This is a genomic window from Rhodopirellula sp. J20-39, from assembly GCF_057365095.1.
On record NZ_CP195123.1, the window covers coordinates 6,014,377 to 6,033,015 of the forward strand.

Sequence of the window (18,639 nt, forward strand, 5' to 3'; positions counted from 1 at the left end):
GAATCGCGCCGGTCAATCGGTTGCTGACTAGGCCAAGTGCCGAGAGGTCATTAAAACATCTCGGCAAGAACGGTATCGAATACTTCCAGCGAAGCATCGTTATCACTCGCTTCCTCGTCGTCATCAGAGGAAGGGGCTAAAGGAAAAGTAGTCTGTGGTTCGGCTGAGGCCGCAAACTCCGGTGCAATCAACTTGGATGGATCTTCAGCCCCTGCAAAAGCAACATTTTGCAACTTGAGCGAGGGATCCATTTGCCCGTCATCTTCAGCGACCAGCAACGGCTCACCGCCAGACAACGGTTCACTTTCACTCGCCAACGCATTCAAGCGGTTGATAACCCACAATGCGTCTAACGCGCTTACGACAAGATCTCCCGTCACGTCGTAGTACCACTGTTCATTCACGCCATCGTTGGTACCGACCCCGTAATCGTTGACTTGGTCAACCTCGATTTTCTCCAAGCGAGCCGCTCGGTTAATACGATTGATGACCAGTAACGCATCTCGGGGTGAGACGTCCCCGTTATAATCCACATCCCAACGCAAACGAGGATTTTCAAGGCGACTCCGAACCGTTTGCATGGAAATCATAATGGGATCGCTCTTGAATCCGTTTTGATCCTCAACCGTGATATGCAGCGTGTCTGACTCCAACGATCCTTCGGCGGGCGAATAGACAATTTTTCCATCAATCACCTCAGCGGATCCATGGTGCGGGCCATAGTTGGCCTCGGGGTCTGCCCCTGGCATCGGTCCGGCAAGAATAGCAATCGTTCCTGGATTCAGGATTGTTCCCTCAGGGAAATGAGCTGCGACATCCAGCGTCGCACTGCGATTCACCGAAGTCCCTGCAACAATCGTTTCGGCATAAGGACGTGCAATTAGCTCAACCGAAGCTGAATCACTTACCGCCTGATGATCGTCTTCGACCGTATAGGTAAAGAAGTCTTGCCCCTTAAACGATTCGGCCGGAACGTAGGTTAGCATTCCGTCAACGAACTGCAGTTCACCGAACTGAGGCGGCGTGGTGATTGTGAGCGAGGAAGACACAACGCTTCCATCCATATCGGAATCGTTGCCCAGTGGATCAATCATGGTGCTGCCATGACGATTCACTGCAATGACGTCATCTCGTGCAATAGGCGCATCGTTTGTGTTGATCACGGAGACGAGGAACTGATCGGAAGCCGTTTCGCCGTCGAAGTCTTGCACCGACACTTTTACCGTGAATGAGCCCACGTCGTCGTTCAGAGGCGTCCCCATGAACTCGCGGCTAATGGGATCAAACGAGAGCCAATTCGGAAGCGGAGATCCATCGTCGAGCGCAGCTGCATATTGCAAAGAGTCGCCATTGGGATCACGAAAAGTATCGTCGGGGATCACAAACGAATAAAGCGAATCTTCAGCAGCAGTTTGATCCGCTATCGGATTATCAAGAACCGGAGCCTCGTTGGGGATCTCGTCATCGGTAACCACAACCTGCCCCGTGTCACTGGCATGGAGCTCTGCGGTGGCGGTCAACGTAATTGTCTGAGGCCCATCGAGCACCAAATCGTCCACGCCTGTGATCCCAAACGGCGATGACACGGATTGACCAGCCGGAATAGTGATCGTCGCGGGGACATCTAATTCGCCGATATCACTACTGGTCAAAGTGACGGTCAACTCGGTCGAAAGATCGGTATTTCGGGAAACGGTGGCCATTGTTTCCCCACCGTTTTCACTGATTGCAGACGCATCGAAGACCAGCGTAAGAACCGCCACATCATCATCGGTGACGTCGATCAAACCGCTACCATCAACATGTCCGGTGGCAATTGCGGTGACCGTAACCGTTTGTGTTCCATCGACAACCAAGTCGCCAATCCCATCAATGATGAATGGATCGGATACCGATTGTCCGGCGGGAATGACGACCGATGTCGGTATCGCAAGCTCACTGGCATCACTGCTCGCGAGCGTCACAACAAGCTCATCCGTAGTGTCCGTATTTCGAGACACCGTCGCGGTCGTCATGCTCCCATTTTCGCTAATCGCAGCGGCGGCAATGTCCAAAGTCAGCGTCGCCACATCGTCGTCAGTGATGTTAATTGAACTGCTTCCAACGGCATGACCTGCTGCACTCGCGGTGACCGAGACCGTTTGTATTCCATCGACAATCAAGTCGCCAATCCCATCGATGATGAATGGATCAGACACCGATTGTCCGGCGGGAATTGTGACCGATGTCGGTATCGCAAGCTCACTGGCATCACTGCTCGCGAGCGTCACGACAAGCTCATCCGTAGTGTCCGTATTTCGAGACACCGTCGCGGTCGTCGTGCTGCCATTTTCGCTTATCGCGGCAGCGGCAATGTTTAAAGCCAGCATAGCCACATCGTCATCGGTGACATAAACCAGTGAACCGTCACTCGCGTGATCCGCGGCGATCGCGGTAATTGTCACCGACTGCGTTCCATCGACGATTCCATCGTTGACACCACCGATCGTGAATGGGCTCGACGTCGCCTGGCCGGCCGGAATCGTAATCATCGCCGGAACGGAAGCTTCGCTGATGTCCCCACTTTCCAGGCTGATTATTAATTCACTCGAGACATCGGTGTTGCGGGAAACCGTTGCTGTTGTTGCACCACCATTTTCGCTGAACATTGCAGCGGTGATGCTGAGGGTAACCGTCGCGACATCGTCGTCGATGACATCGATTGCACCAGTGCCACTGACGTGCCCGGTCGCACTCGCGGTCAATGCGATGGTCTGCGTTCCGTCGACAACGAGGTCATCCACGCCGGAGATCTCAAAAGGATTCGAAGTGCTTTGTCCCGCCGGAATAGTGATCGAGCCAGGCACTGATACTTCGCCCGCATCGTCACTGGCTAGCATGACAGTAATGGATGCGGCAGTGTTTGAGTTTCGCGTCACAGTCGCCGTTGCGACACCACCATTTTCGCTGACCGAGGTATCAGCGATTACTAGCCACAAAGTCGCGACGTCATCGTCCGTGACCTCAATCGTGTCTGATCCATCAAGGAATCCAGTTGCACTGGCCTGAACCGTGACCGTCTGGGTACCGTCGACGATCGAGTCGCCAACGCCGTCAACGAGGAATGGATCCGAAATGACTTGCCCGGCGGGAATGGTGATCGTTGCTGGCACTGATAGCTCACCCGTATCGCTACTGACGAGCGTCACGACAAGTTCGTTCGTATCATCGGTGTTCCGGGAAACCGTGGCAGTCGCCGGACTGCCATTTTCACTGATCGCGGAAGCATTGATGGTCAGGAAGAGAGTCGCCACACCATCGTCCAACACATCGATCGTGTCGCTCCCTTCGATGTAGCCGCTGGCCGTGGCCGTCACGGTGACAGTTTGCACTCCATCGACAACAAAGTCATCCACACCCGAAATCGTGAAGGGCGCCGATGTCACTTGCCCTGCAGGAATCGTTAATGTAGCTGAGTGTGTCACTTCATTCGCGATATCGCTAGTCAGCGTGACAGTCAGCGGGATGCTCGAATCGGTATTTCGGGATACAGTTGCCGTGGTGGCACCACTCTTTTCATTGATCGAATCGGCAGCGATTTCCAGAGACAACGCCGCCACGTCAATGTCCGTGACATCAAGGGTATCGACACCGTCAATAAGCCCCGGGGCCATCGCGGTTAACGTGACCGATTGAGTTCCGTCGACCAGAAGATCAGCAACACCTTCGACTACAAACGGATCTGATGTTGTCTGTCCCACAAGAATTGTGATCGTCGATGGCAAAGCAAGCTCGCTGGCATCATCGCTCGCAAGCGTTACGGTTAACGCTGCCGTCGTATCCGTGTTGCGGGTAACCGTTGCCGTAGTCGTACCGTCTTCACTGATTGAGCCAGCGGTGATTTCAAGACTTAAGGCTTCAACAAAGTTGTCAATGTAATTCGACAGTTCAACCGAATCGGTGGCCGAGTTGTATGTCACCAGGAAAGAACCTTCACCGCCAGCGGTCTCCAGTCTTTCGCCGCTGATAACGTTTTCGAAAACGCCTATCAGATCCATGCTCGCTGAAAGAACCGTAAAAGTGTCTGTGGGCGACGGCTCCCAAATCGCACCGTCGGCCTCTAGCAACGAAACGCTCAGCGAGCCACCAAGGGTTACCAAGTCAGCAAACAATTGGTCATATTCCGCTCCAGCAACCGTACCTCCCAACTCCACTTCGAATGCTGCCCCTGCCGCCAACGTCAAATCGCCTACCGAAAGCGTTCCCGCGCTCGCACCCGGCGACAGACGCCCAGCAGCATTGACAGTGACATCAGAATCGATCGATCCGCTTCCGCCCAGCACCGCGCTGTTTCCGATCGTGTATTCACCGCCGCCATTGTGAGAGCCATCAACCTGCAAGAGTCCTGCGGTTACCGTGGTTGTGCCTGTGTAGGTGTTGTTGCCGGAAAGTATCTGTGTTCCTGAACCCGACTTCGTGATCGAGACCGCTGTAGAAATGTCGCCTGAAAAATCAGCTTCGCTGGCATCAAACGCGAGCTCCAAACTAGCACCTGCGCCGGCAGATGCGTTTGTGACAGTAATTTCCCCGCCCCCGAACAACCGGCCGACTCGGCCCGGTAGCGAGCTATCGTCCGTTCGGCCGTTCAAATCCAGCACACCTTCCACCGTAACGTCGCCGCTCGTCTTGTAGGTGTTGTTACTGTTGGCCGAAATGGAAGCCCCCGCAGCCACGGTAAGATCTCGGTGAACGACGCCGGTCCGACCGAAGACACTTCCTTCGGCAACAATTAGATTGCCGTCAAAGGTGCTCGACTTTTCCATCGACAGCATGCCTTCACCAAGCTTAGTGAGGTTCCCGGTGCCCTGGATTCGACCGACCAAAAATTGATTACCGCTCGTCCCCACACCGATCGATGCATCGCCGTCCAAGAAGATCGTGCTGGCATCTCCGTTACTGGATGAACCAAAGCGAGTCCCATTGCCGCTTGCTCCGTCAGTATACAACGCCCCAATTCCATCAACACCGTCACCGCTGATCGTCAACTTCTCGTTAGTGATTCGAATGTCCGCCTGGATCTCCAACGTCCCGCCATCGGCAACGATCGAGCCGTTCGAGTCCAACGTACCATCGGCAATTGAGCCATTGTTTCCTAAACCAGCAGTATGCTGAACGACAGTATGTGTTCCCGATGGCACCAACGAGATTCCATCGTAGGCATTGTCTCTTCCGTTAGTGATAACGTAGCCCTGCGAACTGCCTGTGTTGCCAGTCACTTCCGCTCCCAACACCAACATTTGATTGGTGTTGTTAGTGAAAGTGGAATTGGTGTAGTTCGTATCGCCGTCTTCGTAACCCGTTGGATTGCCAGCGTCACGCCAATTTTCGAAGTACTTTTGGCCAATCCGGATAAGCGAGTCTTCCGGTAGGGCTCCTAGCGGAAGATCGCTACTGATCGTGACGTCAATGTTATTGCCATTAACATACGCAACCGCCCAATCAACCCCCTCGGGAGTACCGCCAACCAATTCAACGTCAATGGAACTGTTGCTGTTATTGAAATAGGGGTTATAGACCAACGGACCGTGCGTGATATCGCCTTTCGCATTGGTGATGGTGGTATTTGATTTGAAGTTGAAGCCATTTTCGGTTCCATAAGCTTCAACATTATTCAGGTTCATCGTCCCTCGCCCCAAAGCGACGGAAAATCCGGTCCGCATGTTGGTGACGACCACGTTATCCACCGTTAGCCCGGTAGGCCCGGAATACATGCGAACGCCGTCTTCGTTGCCGGAAATCATGATATCCGGGGGAAGCTCATTCCCATGCGACGTGAATCCGTAGGCCTGATATAACTCGGTGGCGATCACATCGTTACTAGAGAACAACTCACCGGTGACGGTGCTGTTCGTCAGTGTGGTGTTGTCCGCAGTACCTTGGACGAAAAACCCGTGACCATAGGTCCTGACGTCTAGGTGCATGTCATTGATCACCGCATCTACCGTATCAATGACTTGGAATGCAGACGTCTTCCGGTGTGCATGCCACGGCAATCCCACCCCATTACCAACCGGGTCACCGTTCTCATCCAATGCCGGGCCCGGATCCCAGCCCTGTGGATCTTTCCGGGCCCCCTTGCCAAAGACGTCACCGTAGCCATAAGGAAACGAACCGCGGGTCAGGACGTGAACATCGTCAACCTTGTTATTGGAACCCGTCATCTGGACGAAGACCGCAGCCCAATCAGCAGAGCGTTGTGCGTCAGGATCGGTATCCATCGCTAAGTCATGACCGGTCAGGTCGAGGCCAATGATCGTGTTGCTGGAACCACTAATTTTGACCACTTCCACGCCGCTGTCATGGCCAAGCGCGCGGCCGAACCCGTCCAACTTCCGCGTGTCCAAATTGATGCTGGTTCCGGTCAGAATGTACGTGTTGCTATCGCCACCCAACTCCAAAAACGTCGGTTCCGAACCCGTCGGATTCTCAATGTGATCTCCGCTAATCCAATACTCGCCTGGCGTGACGATGCCAGTCACCGGGTGCGGATCACCGCCCGTTGTGCTGAGCGTTATGGTGTCGTTACTGACATCAAAATTTGCCGAAACACCATAGTCCCGCAACTCCGCCAAGCTACCGGCGATGTACGACGCAAGCACCACGCGTGACTCGAGCGATTCAAACAACCGAAGCCGACGCCGCTTGGCGGACGTGCGCCGACGCTGAGATTTCGAACGACGTGACCACAGATCAGAGGCCTTCAGGTAGCGATTGAACATGTGCTCTTTAAACGATGATGAAGACAAGATGGAGAGAATAGATCTGGATGCCGACCTGAATTTTGCTGGCCAGCCACACAGCAATAGCGGTCTACGTTTGCCCGATCAAAAGCTTCGATGTGGCGAAGCAAAGCAAGCCGCCACACAATCCCAACGCGTGCGTCGGCCCATCGCGTACGCCAGATCGGCTGGTCGCGAAGCAGTGCCCGAGACCTGCCAAGCAAGCGGGGCGGATATGGGATCCTTCCCTAAAAGAGAGGAGCCCTAGGCGTAAAAAATCCAGACAGACGAGCAGTCCTGGCACACCAACCTCACGGAAGCTCGCACCAAAAAAGAAACGACTTCCGGCCAGGAAGGACACGCTCTGCCGGCCCGATAGAAAAGACAGGCCGCTCCAACACGCCACTCGAAGTGGCATGCCGAGAATCCACGCCATCAACGCAAGGTATTGGGAAAGAAACAGAATGACCACAGACCAATTCCTGGTCGCGATCCATCCTGTCGAGCTACTTAAGGGAAAATCACACCGCATAGCGTGAATGCCCAGACCACGTGCATCCTTAACACAAAACCGGGCATTTTTGGCCAATCGGACTAACTTACGCAGTTCTCACGCTCGTATACCCCATCCAGGCCAGCGCAATATTCGCATCGCCTACGATAACGCGTGGGCGAGCCTATCGCGTTCACAAGCCACATCGAATGCGACTTGGCGCAGTCAGCTTCGCTGAGCGGCGACTCGGGCTGCAAGAATCTCGCTTGCTTGCTTTGGGTCTGGCTGACCTATGCCGCCGCGGCACGCGACTGCTCGACGGTTCGCTGCAAACCGTTGCCGCTGTCTAACAAGTCAACCCGATAGATTTTGTCCTGAAGCCCTTGGAGCTCAACCCGAATCGACACTTCACGAGGAAGCATATCGCCAGCCATCGCAGCGCGTCCGGCGAAGTCATTCTGGAATTCACAATCTGGAGTTACCGTCGCCAACGCGAGCTTCAAACTACATGTCGTCAGGGGATCGATGTTGACTGGAAACAGCTCCGTATCCGGGGCCTCATGTTGAACATCCATCTCACGCCATTGCCCATCAGCAAGCTGCAAAGAGATGCGAGCGCCCAGCAGCGCATTTGGAAGCGAACTGTTATTCACCACCGCCAAATGCAACCAATACATCACACAGTAGCGTTTATCGCCGGGCAGCAATCGGTGGTAGACCGTCGGATACTCTTGGTGCAGCACGATCCGCCCGCAAATGTCCTTGATCGGATGAACGGTCAATTTCGCACGTTCACGGTTGGCTCGGACTAACCAGAAGCAAAACGTGGAAGCGAGAGCCAAAGCCGAGCCACCCAAACTGGCGTACTCTCGGGCCATTGCCATGTCGACTGTCATCTCACGATCCATTTCGATGAGGGAAGAGAAACCTACCGGCAGTCACGCCGCGACCATTCGTATCAAATCCCTGCTTCAAGACACAAGATCTCGTACTTTTCAATGGCAGGTAACTGACGCTCCCATCGGCACAGCCACCGCCGATGCACCCGCAAGCGTTGACGCAAACGCGACTGAGAAATTCTGCCGGAAAACTACTTGCGGCCGAAGTCGGCTGGGATTTCGCCCCAGCGTTTGGTTTCCCACTTTAGCACTGGATTCCGAACACCATGCTTGGCGAGCCACCGCTCGGCTCGATCAACAAGGTTAAAGAGCTTTCGGTTGTTCCCCGTCCGGGGCAGTTTGGTTTTACAGACACCCTGCTTCACCCAGCTCATTCCAATTCGGGAATCGGAATAGATCGGCGTGTCGAATTGCTCCCCGCCATGCAGCAATGCGAGAGCGTGCACGATCGCCAAGAACTCACCGATATTCACCGTGCCTTCGGGATAGGGGCCCATATGGAACAGATCCGTATTGGACTCCAGTTCAACACCCTGATACTCAAGCTCGCCAGGGTTCCCTTTACAGGCGGCATCCACCGCCCAGGCACTCATGTCGACTCCTAAGCCCGGCAGATCCTCACGATGAATCTTCGGTGTCGGCGTGCTCTTCTTACTACTGCCGCCCTTGCCCCAGTGGTCATCAGCGTCATGGGTGAACGCGATTTCCGCCTCACTGCGACTCGCAAACGACTTGTATTTCGCGCCGGCAAAACCGTTGATCTGCGTCTGGCATTGGTCCCAAGTCGAATACACGCCCGGTCGGCGGCCCTGCCACACGACATAGAACTTTGGTTTCTTTGCCACTAGCGTTACCGGATCGTTCCGGTTGCCACGCACTCAGCCGCCTTGTCACCCGGCAAATCCGTCACGATTTCAATCTTCTGGGCTATTCGATCGGGAGTATCACCCGCGGTGAACTTCATCTGCAAGAAGTGCAGCTTCTTCTTCCCCTTGGGAATCTCGAAGCTAAATCGATCATCAATGCAGCGTACTTCGCGGATTTCAAACTCTTCGTCTGCACGTACTAGCAAACGACGCCCCACAACCTCACCCACCGCCGCAGTACCTAAGCTAACCGCCGCTGGCGAAACACTAATGGTTGGTCGCACTCGACCAGCCACGGCCATTTCAATTGCTGGGAACTGGGTGTCGTTGCTTACCAGCGTCAACCGTTCGCGGATGTCACCCTCGGGCATGGACTCCTTCATGCGGACTTCCATCTCGTACTGAACCAGACCGGGTTTCACGATCGGCTGACTTAGCTTGACCTGCAAATCGCTGCAGTGACTGCGAACGTCTTGGATTCGCCAACCAGCATTCCCACGATGCGAGATCGTGATCTTGCGATCTTGAGTTTGTCCTGGGCGACTTTCGCCAAAATCAATTTCAGCAGGCTCAAACGTCACGTCGGTACGGATGTATCCGCTGACGGCGAGTTGCACTTCGGCGTAATACGGCTGATCAAAAACAACCGTGATCGTCGCCGCTTTTTGGCCAATGAAAGTACTGGTGTTCAGTGTGGCAACAATCGAGGCTGTCTCGTGGGTTGCCAATGTATCCTTGCTAACGGTCGGCGTGGTACATCCACAACTACTTCGCACTGCCGCGACATGCACCTCTTCCTCGTAGATGTTGCGGAACTCGAAATGGTGCTCGGCAGTGGTTCCTCGACCGACGATCCGAAAATCGTGCTTCGTTTCGGAAAACATCTTTTCCGCCCAGTTCTCAGCCGAAGCATGACGGGACGCGAACGCTTGTCCGAAAAGACCACCCAATACGAACAAACCCAGGGCGAGGCGTTGAATCGTTACAGCACTCATGGCGAAGGTTACCGTCTCCAGTCTATCGAATTTAAGGCGAGCGGCCGAACCGGAAAACACCGAGTCCACTCCGCCCAGCAAACCAGGGCAAAATTACACAACCAGTTTACCGGACTTCCTTTTGTACCTTGTCGGCCAATGAATCAAACTTTTCCAACAATTCCGCCAAACGTTCCATCGGCAAGCCAACAACGTTACTTTCGCTGTCCTGATCGACCACTTTGATCCAATCATTACCGTCTTGATAGCCAAAAGCCCCCGCCTTGCCGTCCCACAGGGCGGAGTCCAGATAGTCCTGCAACATCTCTTCCGAGAGCGTCTGCATGGTCAATCGCGAACGAACTACATCGACATAACATCGCTGCGTCGCCGCCGACCACAGACAAACTCCGGTGTAAACGTCATGATCGCGACCACTTAACAACCGCAGCATCGACTCAGCATGCTCGCGATTGTCTGGCTTACCAAGAATCTTCCCCTGGCACGCGGCCAGCGTGTCGGCGGCCAAAATCAGCCCGCGTCGATGTCGCTGCACCACGTCGACTGCTTTTTGGAAAGCCAAGCGGGCGACCATTTCTGGAGCGGTTTCACGGCTACAGATACCGCATTCCGCAGTATCGGCCGCAGGCTGCACCTGAAATTCATAGCCTGCCGCTTTCAACAACTCTGCACGACGGGGCGATCCGCTCGCCAGAATCAAGGGTTCATCGGTCGGCAACTTGCCCCGCGGCAACCCCACCATCAATGGCAAAGTTTCAGACATCGTACGTCCTTGCGTTTAGAAACATTGGATTGCAGGTCGGCTCGTTTCGCAATGATCACTTTAGGCAATCAGAGTATCCGGTGTGCAGAATCGACTTTTCTTAGCACTCTTCAGCGAATGCGTGCTGCTTCGCTGCAGCCAATAAAAAGCCATCGACGTCAGGCCCCTTGCCGGATTCAGTGGCTTCGCCACGTGGACCGGTCGGCATTTGCGGCCCGGGAATTTCAGGCCCCGTGTGCGAGATTTCGTTCTTCTCGTTCACAAAGATCAATTTTGGCTTATGCGACTTGGCATCCGCTTCAGGCACCATCGCGTACGCCGCCAAAATCACATGATCGCCAGGACGAATCAAGTGAGCAGCCGCGCCGTTAGCGCAAATGTCATGCGAGCCCGGCAGTCCTTCAATCGCGTAGGTCTCGAGCCGAGATCCGCGAGTGACGTTCCAAACGTGCAACGATTCATAAACGGAGATGCCAGCAGCAGCCAGCAATTCCGGCGGCACCGTCATACTGCCTTCGTAGTTCACATCGGCGCCGGTGACGGTCGCGCGATGAATTTTCGCCGCCAGTAGCTTTCGGTATGGAGCGTCCAAATCGCTAGCCTGCAAGAAAGGGTTTCAATTTTTCAACAGTCGCGGCGTTTCCGATTTCCAGTTTCCCGAAACCATACTGCGCACCTTCTTCGACTGCTGTTTGCTGATGCTCATCGTAATTGGTGACCAACATCACGGGCACATCCTTGACTTCAGGATCCGCTTTAATCGTGCGAATGATCTCCAGCCCGTCACTGTAGTCACGATCCAACTTTCGGTTGACCGTGACCAAATCGACCTTTCGCGACTTCAACAACTCTAGTGTGTCTTCCACACCGTGTGTCTGCAGAACCGTGGCCTCAAAATTTGAGTTCACCATTTTGCGGATGGAATTGAAGTCAGGGCCACAATTGCCACAATCGACAAGTGTTTTCGACATATTCGGGTCGTACAGGAAATGAGAAACAGGGTTTAGCCACGAGCGTACGCCCGTGCGGCCAAAGCCAGAAAGTTCGGCCTCAGTTTGACCGCCAACGAAGCATTGAGCAAGGTGCGACGTCGCGGGGTCACGACGAACGCCCCGTGGACGACATTATAGGCTGCTGGGATGCCCCTGAATCGAATCCGAACTCGGTAGGGAACACACATCTAATACGATGCCCGAATCAGCGAATAACCCGCATGCTGAATCGATGACGCACGACCGAACCAACCCCAAGAGCGACCATTCGGGGGGCACCTCGCAGGATTTCAGCAAAACACACTCCGTCGAAATTGACCGCTCATTGCCGCACAATTTGACCCGCTGCCGAATCTCGCTTGTTAACCCAATCGCGATCGCGTCGGAGGTCGTCCGCCAATCTTCGGGTAGGGAAATTGGCATGCTTCCCGCTAACTGGCGGTGATACGCTGCCGGTACGCTTAGCAATACAAAGCGTCCTGGCTTCACCTGCCCGGCGCATAGACCGTCTCGAAAAAACTCCCATTGCTCGGGCGAATCGATCATCTCCACACCCTCCCAAGCGGGGCTGGCCAGCATCGAATCACGCATCGATTCATAGGTAAAACGCAGCATCTCGATACATCGCCAATGCACCTCAGCCGGATCGCCCGGTCGCAATCGATCCCAAACACGCATCGCCTCGATCATTTGCCCGCCACCAATGATCGCAATGGTCAACTCAGGACTCGCTTCGCCGGCGTCCCTCCACTGTGCTAGATCTTCTAACAAGCGAGGACGCTCGAGTAGGCTTCCGCCAATTTTGACCACACGCACTCGCATCAAATCAGCGGCCAAGTTACTGAACCAACTCACGAGCCAGCTCTGCAACCGCCCAGGCTGGGGCCGCGCGAGAAACACCCTCGGGCAAGGCCGCACGCAAGTCCACACGAACCACATTCGGTGGCACCTTCACAATGCCTTGCCCATGCCCGCTTAAGACCCAAGTCATATCATCACCAACATCGCCATCACACCAACTCGAAATCGCTTCACTCACGCGATCGCTTGCGGCCGCCCGCACCTGCGATGCCAAGTCCATTGATTCACCTTCGGTCATCTGGTGGTGATCCAAGCCGAGCATGCGTGCCAAGCGAACTTTGGCACCAGCGCGTGTCGCCGGCTTGCCATCGGCCGTAGAGCAATCCTGCGAATCTTCCGCCTGCTCACCCAATAACAGCATCGCGTCACCCACGGTGGCGAACAGCTCGTTCATCACCGCGACACCACTGTCGCGAAAGTACAACTTGGAAAGTAAGCTACAAACGGGCGTGCGACGACAGCCCACGTATACCAATGACTGATCACGCAATCGCTCGAAGTCCGTTCTGGCCTTCGTCACGATCTTGCCTTCTCGAATCGCGATCACATCCGTGGTCGTCGAGCCAACATCCACAAGCAACGCGCTCGACAAGCCTCTTCGGGCAATGCAGTTGGCCAAGGCATGCCAATTCGAAGCAGCGACGCTTTCCCAAGCATCTTTAGCAGTCGCAGCGTCAAGAAAGCTCCCGCATGTCGAATAGAAACGAACGTCGCCGATGCCCATCCGGTGCTGCACATCGGAAACAGTGTCAACGATAAACTGAACGCCTTCCTGCCGACTGCCGAAACAATCCGCAAGCTCGCCAGTCATCGTCACCGCGAGATGGGACATGCTACGGAACTGCTGCAGATCATCGGCGATCTGCCGCGTTAACTCGCCACACCGCTTCCACATCTCGAACGTGCGTTCGAAACAACGCCCGTCGGCGGTCGCATACTTTAAGTTTGCACCGCCGATGTCAATGCCAACGACACGCTCCAAGTTAGGACTCGCGGTATCGACGGAAGCTTGCAACGACGCAGTCACCTCAACTACATCGCGTTGAGTTGCTGTGCGCGAGCCATCGCGTCTTCTGCTTTCGTGATGTATTCCTGCTTTTGCGTTCCCGCCCAAGCTCGTTGATAGGTCACGCTCATGGCAGTGAAATTGAATGCGTCATCAGGCTCAAGCTGACATGCCTTCTCGCCATGCTGGATAGCCAAATCGTGCTGGCCGGTCTTGGTGTAAACACGAGCCAGTGCCAAATGTGCGATCACGAACGATTCGTCTTCGGCGACGATACCGGTCAAACCAGCAATCGCCTCTTCGAACTTTTCATCGTCGATCAGCTTTTCAACTTCGTTGTAGCGAGCGTGAATATCAGACATGGCTATATATTTTTGGAGTGTTCGGTTAACGGAAAATTCAGTCAACAAAGAGACTCGGTTGACTTGCGTCCAGACAAGCTTGCACATTGCAAGAAGGTGCTAGCTTAACAAAAAACAACCCGCTCGCGATGGGACGCCAGCGGGTTGCTTAAGTGTGTTTTCCGCATTGGCTGCGGTCTATCTATCGCTTACTACTTTTGTGTCAAAGCAGCTTGAGCGGCAGCCAAGCGAGCGATCGGCACGCGGAATGGGCTGCAGGAAACGTAGTCCAAACCAGCCTTATTGCAGAAGCCAATCGAAGCTGGATCGCCACCGTGTTCGCCACAGATACCAACCTTCAGCTTGCTCTTGACGCTACGGCCCTTGGCAACGCCCATGTCGACCAATTGGCCAACACCGGATTGATCAAGTGACTGGAACGGGTCGACAGGAACGATCTTGTGCTCGATGTAATCGGGCAGGAATCCGCCGACATCATCACGGCTGTAACCGAACGTCATTTGAGTCAAGTCGTTCGTGCCGAAGCTGAAGAAGTCAGCGTATTCAGCGACTTCGTTGGCGGTCAAGCAAGCACGTGGGATCTCGATCATTGTACCGATCAAGATGTTCAGCTTGCCTTCGAACTTCTTGGCTGCAACAGTCTTCGCGATGGTTTCTTCGACCTTTTCGCGAAGGATACGAAGTTCGGCAGCGGTGCCGACCAATGGGATCATGATCTCTGGCTGAGCGTCGATCTTCTTCTTCGCACAGTTGATCGAAGCTTCGACGATTGCTTGGACCTGCATTTCCAGAATTTCTGGGTAGGTCACGCTCAAGCGGCAACCACGGTGACCGAGCATCGGGTTGGATTCGTGCAACGCTTCGCTGCGTTTCTTGATTTCAGCTGGCTTCACACCCAACTCAGTTGCCATTTCTTTTTGAGCGGCAGCTTCGTGTGGCAAGAACTCGTGCAGTGGTGGATCCAGCAAACGAACGGTCACTGGGCAACCGGCCATTGCCTTAAAGATGCCTTCGAAGTCTTTGCGTTGGAAAGGAAGCAACTTCTTCAGTGCGGCACGACGATCGTCTTCAGTGTCGGCCAGGATCATCGCACGCATGTGGATGATACGATCCGCTTCGAAGAACATGTGCTCGGTACGGCAAAGACCAATGCCTTCAGCACCGAAATCGCGAGCACGCTTGGAGTCGGCTGGCGAATCCGCGTTGGTGCGGATGCTCATCGTGCGGTACTTGTCGGCCCAAGTCATCAACTTAGCGAAATCGCCGGACAGCTTTGGCTCTTGAGTTTCAACTTCACCCGCCATCACTTCGCCGGTTGTTCCATCAAGGCTGATGGTGTCTTTGGCGGTGAACTTGCGGCCGTTGACCACGATGGTCTTGGCCTTCTCGTTGATTTCAACGTCGCTTGCACCGGCGACACAGCACTTGCCCCAACCACGGGCAACCACAGCGGCGTGACTGGTCGCACCACCGGTGCTCGTCAAGATACCAACGGCGGCGGACATGCCTTCGACGTCTTCCGGGCTGGTTTCGCGGCGAACCAAGATGACGTTTTCGCCAGCTTCGAATCGCTCACGAGCGTCGGTCGCGGTGAAAGCCAACTTACCAACGGCTGCACCTGGCGAAGCATTCAAGCCTCGGCAAAGAACGTCGGCAGCGTTACGAGCAGTAGGCTTGAACGATGGCAACAAGCAGTGAGTCAGGTCCGAAGCAGGAACACGTAGAACAGCTTCCTTTTCAGTGATCAAACCTTCTTTGACCATGTCGCAAGCGATCTTAACCGCAGCGATACCATTTCGCTTACCGGTCCGGGTCTGAAGCATGAACAGCTTGCCCTTTTCGATCGTGAACTCGATGTCTTGCATTTCTTTGTAATGCGTTTCGAGCGTCTTCTTGATTTCCATCAATTCTTTGTGAGCGGCCTTGTCCCACTTGCCCATTTCCGAAACTGGCGATGGGGTGCGGATACCGGCAACCACGTCTTCGCCCTGAGCATTGATCAGGAACTCACCGTAGAACTTGTTTTGTCCGGTGTTGGGGTCACGCGTGAAACCAACGCCTGTTCCTGAGTCGTCGCCCATGTTGCCGTAGACCATGGCCTGCACGTTGACAGCAGTACCGATCAGGTTGGCGATTTCGGTGTTGCCCTTGGCAGCTTCGATACGGCGATAAGAAATCGCACGATCGGCGTTCCACGAACCGAACACAGCTTCGACAGCGAGTTGCAACTGAACAACTGGGTCTTGTGGGAAGTCTTCGCCGGCACCCTTCTTGTAAACGGCCTTGTAAGCTTCGCAAAGCTCTTTCAGACCTTCAGCAGGCACTTCGGTGTCTTCGGTGACCTTGTATTTTTTCTTGATCTTGTCGAAAGCAACTTCGAAATCGTGGTGATGCAGGCCTTTGACCACGTCGCCGTACATGTTGATCAAGCGGCGATAGGCGTCGTAGGCGAAACGCTCGTTCTTGGTAGCCTTCGACAAACCTTCGGTCGAAACGTCGTTCAACCCCAGGTTAAGGATGGTGTTCATCATCCCTGGCATCGAAACAGCGGCACCGGAACGGACGCTGACCAACAGTGGGTTGTCATCGTCGCCGAACTTCTTGTCGAGTTCCTTTTCCAGTGTGACAACGGCCTTTTGGATTTCATCCATCAAACCGGCAGGCAATTTCTCGCCATTTTTGTAATAACCGTCACAAACTTCAGTCGTGATCGTGAATCCGGGAGGAACCGGCAGGCCGATCGAGGTCATTTCAGCGAGGTTCAGCCCTTTACCACCAAGCAGTGCTTTGGCCTTACCTTTGCCTTCGGTTTTGGTTTGACCGAAGTAGTAGACCATTTTGGCGGATTTACTAGCGGAAGCTTTCTTAGACTTAGCCATCGTCGAGTAGTGTCCCTGTGGGGGTTCGTTGATTCAGATATAGTGTTCGATTAACGGGAATTGCCGCAAAGCGTATTTGCCGACCTCAATTAGGTCAATCAGTCGCTACGTTAATCCGTAACAGATTTACGGGTATTCTCGGTCCCGAAGCTTTCGATGTCGGCTTCATTGCCTTCACACCTTGACGATTTCTGGGCGTGGCAGATATTCTTTTGCAGTGGTCGCCAGCGTAGCTTCAATTGGCAGAGCATCGCATTCGTAATGCGAGGGTTGCGGGTTCAAATCCCGCCGCTGGCTTTTGGCATCAGGACGCTGCTGTCCTGCTTTCCCGCCCCTCAACCTCCCGATGAACAGGTCACAATGACCTCCAATTGGGGTGTCTTCTCAGTTCGCCTCTGATTCGTGGCGACACTATCGAAGGAATTGAATCTATGAGCGAAGTCGATCTCGATGTACTCGACTTGAAGCAGATGGTCCTGACCAGTAACTCGTTTGGCCCCAACGATGTGGCCGAAATTCGTCAGGCTATCACTGAAAATTACGGACATTTCGGCGAATTGCGTGATGCAGTTCAGGAAATGGAACAAGACACGGCCTTGTCGCCTGCCCACCGCACCAAGATGGGCGTTTGCCAATTCTTGCTGGGTCGATTCGCTGACGCCCTCGAAACGCTCTCCGCCGCCGACGGCAGTGCCATGGCACTGTTCTACGGTGCTCGCTGCCGGTTCGAACTGGGCCAATACAACGAGGCTGCGGAAGCCTACGAAAGCGCTAAAAAGTCTGGCTACAACGAAGACCAGTGCAAAATCGGTATCGCCGAAGCGAAACGCTACGCCGGCAGCATCGAAGAAGCGATGGCGATCTTGGACGATATCTTCGGCCCAGCCGAGCAAACCGCTGACTACATGTATCAACGTGCGGCAACCGCGGCTTTGATCGGCGGACGCATGGAAGAAGCCATCAACCTGTATCAACGCGCCGTTGGCACCGACGAAAACCACGCGGGTGCTCTCTTCGGCCTGGCCCTGGAAAACGATCGCCTGGGCAACGACGAAGAAGCTCTTCAGCTTTACGAGCGTGCGGCCAAGGCATTTCCAACCGGAATCGGCGCTCTGATCAACCTCGGCGTGATGTACGAGGATCGCAACGATTACGAAAAAGCTCAGCTTTGCTATAAGCGAATCCTGGATTGCTTCCCGAATCACCCTCGTACCCAGTTGTACATGAAGGATGCGTCGGCAACGGGCAACATGCTCTACGACGAAGAAGCCCAGCGTCGCAATGACCGCCTGGCTCAAATCCTGAACATGCCTGTCACCAACTTCGAACTCAGCGTTCGCAGCCGCAATTGCCTGCAAAAGATGGGCATCGAAACGATCGGCGAATTGACCCGGCACACCGAACAGGAACTGCTCAGCAGCAAGAACTTCGGCGAAACCAGCCTGGTTGAAATCCGCGAAATGCTGACCCAAAAGGGACTTTCCCTGGGGCAGTTCGCTGGCGAAAAGAAGAGCAACGATCCACCGATCGACACCTCGCACATGTCCGCCGACGAGCAAGCCTTGCTCGAACGCCCAATCGCCGACCTGAACCTGTCGGTGCGTGCCCGCAAGTGCATGACTCGTTTGCAAATCAACACGATCGGCGAACTGATCCGCAAGACCGGCGACGACATGCTTGAGTGCAAGAACTTCGGCGTCACCAGCCTGAACGAAGTTCGTGAAAAGCTTGGTGATCTCGGCCTGAAAATGCGTGGCGATTGATC

The 18,639-nt window shown here is 54.5% G+C and carries 12 protein-coding genes and 1 tRNA gene; 2 read left to right on the top strand and 11 right to left on the bottom strand.

Annotation, left to right across the window (positions count from 1 at the left end):
* Positions 1-50: 50 nt before the first annotated feature.
* The 11 genes from ACR3ZL_RS21930 to ppdK form a co-directional block, all read right to left on the bottom strand.
* The gene (locus ACR3ZL_RS21930) at positions 51-6,785 is read right to left on the bottom strand and encodes a putative Ig domain-containing protein (RefSeq protein ID WP_473650955.1); all 6,735 of its coding nucleotides are present in this window, start codon (positions 6,783-6,785) and stop codon (positions 51-53) included.
* 756 nt (positions 6,786-7,541) lie between these two features.
* Positions 7,542-8,147, bottom strand: a complete 606-nt coding sequence (locus tag ACR3ZL_RS21935; protein ID WP_473650954.1) for a hypothetical protein — start codon at positions 8,145-8,147, stop codon at positions 7,542-7,544.
* Between the two features lie 194 nt (positions 8,148-8,341).
* Complete coding sequence (locus tag ACR3ZL_RS21940; RefSeq protein ID WP_473650953.1) at positions 8,342-8,995, bottom strand: ribonuclease H1 domain-containing protein; 654 nt, start codon at positions 8,993-8,995, stop codon at positions 8,342-8,344.
* A 5-nt stretch (positions 8,996-9,000) separates the two neighbouring features.
* Entirely contained in the window at positions 9,001-10,011 is a 1,011-nt protein-coding gene (locus tag ACR3ZL_RS21945; protein ID WP_473650952.1) for a DUF1573 domain-containing protein, read from the bottom strand.
* 106 nt (positions 10,012-10,117) lie between these two features.
* Entirely contained in the window at positions 10,118-10,753 is a 636-nt protein-coding gene (locus tag ACR3ZL_RS21950) for a Maf family protein (RefSeq protein ID WP_473653489.1), read from the bottom strand.
* A gap of 121 nt (positions 10,754-10,874) precedes the next feature.
* Positions 10,875-11,366 (bottom strand): aspartate 1-decarboxylase, encoded by a 492-nt coding sequence (panD, locus tag ACR3ZL_RS21955; RefSeq protein WP_473653488.1) that lies wholly within the window; start codon positions 11,364-11,366, stop codon positions 10,875-10,877.
* Between the two features lie 4 nt (positions 11,367-11,370).
* Positions 11,371-11,745 (bottom strand): response regulator, encoded by a 375-nt coding sequence (locus ACR3ZL_RS21960; RefSeq protein ID WP_473650951.1) that lies wholly within the window; start codon positions 11,743-11,745, stop codon positions 11,371-11,373.
* Positions 11,746-11,898: 153 nt separating this feature from the next.
* Complete coding sequence (locus ACR3ZL_RS21965) at positions 11,899-12,621, bottom strand: protein kinase (RefSeq protein WP_473650950.1); 723 nt, start codon at positions 12,619-12,621, stop codon at positions 11,899-11,901.
* On the bottom strand, positions 12,605-13,654 hold the full coding sequence (locus ACR3ZL_RS21970; protein ID WP_473650949.1) for a hydantoinase/oxoprolinase family protein: 1,050 nt from the start codon (positions 13,652-13,654) through the stop codon (positions 12,605-12,607). The genes ACR3ZL_RS21965 and ACR3ZL_RS21970 overlap by 17 nt, the downstream gene beginning before the upstream one ends.
* 5 nt (positions 13,655-13,659) lie before the next feature.
* Entirely contained in the window at positions 13,660-13,995 is a 336-nt protein-coding gene (locus ACR3ZL_RS21975; protein WP_473650948.1) for a tetratricopeptide repeat protein, read from the bottom strand.
* A gap of 191 nt (positions 13,996-14,186) precedes the next feature.
* Positions 14,187-16,874, bottom strand: coding sequence for a pyruvate, phosphate dikinase (gene ppdK, locus ACR3ZL_RS21980; RefSeq protein WP_473650947.1), 2,688 nt, complete (start codon positions 16,872-16,874; stop codon positions 14,187-14,189).
* Between the two features lie 223 nt (positions 16,875-17,097).
* On the opposite strand from ppdK, the gene ACR3ZL_RS21985 reads away from it, so the two are divergent.
* Both ACR3ZL_RS21985 and ACR3ZL_RS21990 read left to right on the top strand, forming a co-directional pair.
* Positions 17,098-17,171: transfer RNA gene (locus ACR3ZL_RS21985), tRNA-Thr, on the top strand.
* A gap of 134 nt (positions 17,172-17,305) precedes the next feature.
* Complete coding sequence (locus tag ACR3ZL_RS21990; RefSeq protein ID WP_486172965.1) at positions 17,306-18,637, top strand: DNA-directed RNA polymerase subunit alpha C-terminal domain-containing protein; 1,332 nt, start codon at positions 17,306-17,308, stop codon at positions 18,635-18,637.
* Positions 18,638-18,639 lie beyond the last annotated feature (2 nt).

Bases quoted from the DNA above. Each gene is read 5' to 3' on its own strand.
- ACR3ZL_RS21950 (WP_473653489.1), bottom strand. From the start codon at position 10,753: ATGGTGGGGTTGCCGCGGGGCAAGTTGCCGACCGATGAACCCTTGATT.
- ACR3ZL_RS21960 (WP_473650951.1), bottom strand. From the start codon at position 11,745: ATGTCGAAAACACTTGTCGATTGTGGCAATTGTGGCCCTGACTTCAAT.
- ACR3ZL_RS21945 (WP_473650952.1), bottom strand. From the start codon at position 10,011: ATGAGTGCTGTAACGATTCAACGCCTCGCCCTGGGTTTGTTCGTATTG.
- ACR3ZL_RS21975 (WP_473650948.1), bottom strand. From the start codon at position 13,995: ATGTCTGATATTCACGCTCGCTACAACGAAGTTGAAAAGCTGATCGAC.
- ppdK (WP_473650947.1), bottom strand. From the start codon at position 16,874: ATGGCTAAGTCTAAGAAAGCTTCCGCTAGTAAATCCGCCAAAATGGTC.
- ACR3ZL_RS21990 (WP_486172965.1), top strand. From the start codon at position 17,306: ATGAGCGAAGTCGATCTCGATGTACTCGACTTGAAGCAGATGGTCCTG.
- ACR3ZL_RS21935 (WP_473650954.1), bottom strand. From the start codon at position 8,147: ATGACAGTCGACATGGCAATGGCCCGAGAGTACGCCAGTTTGGGTGGC.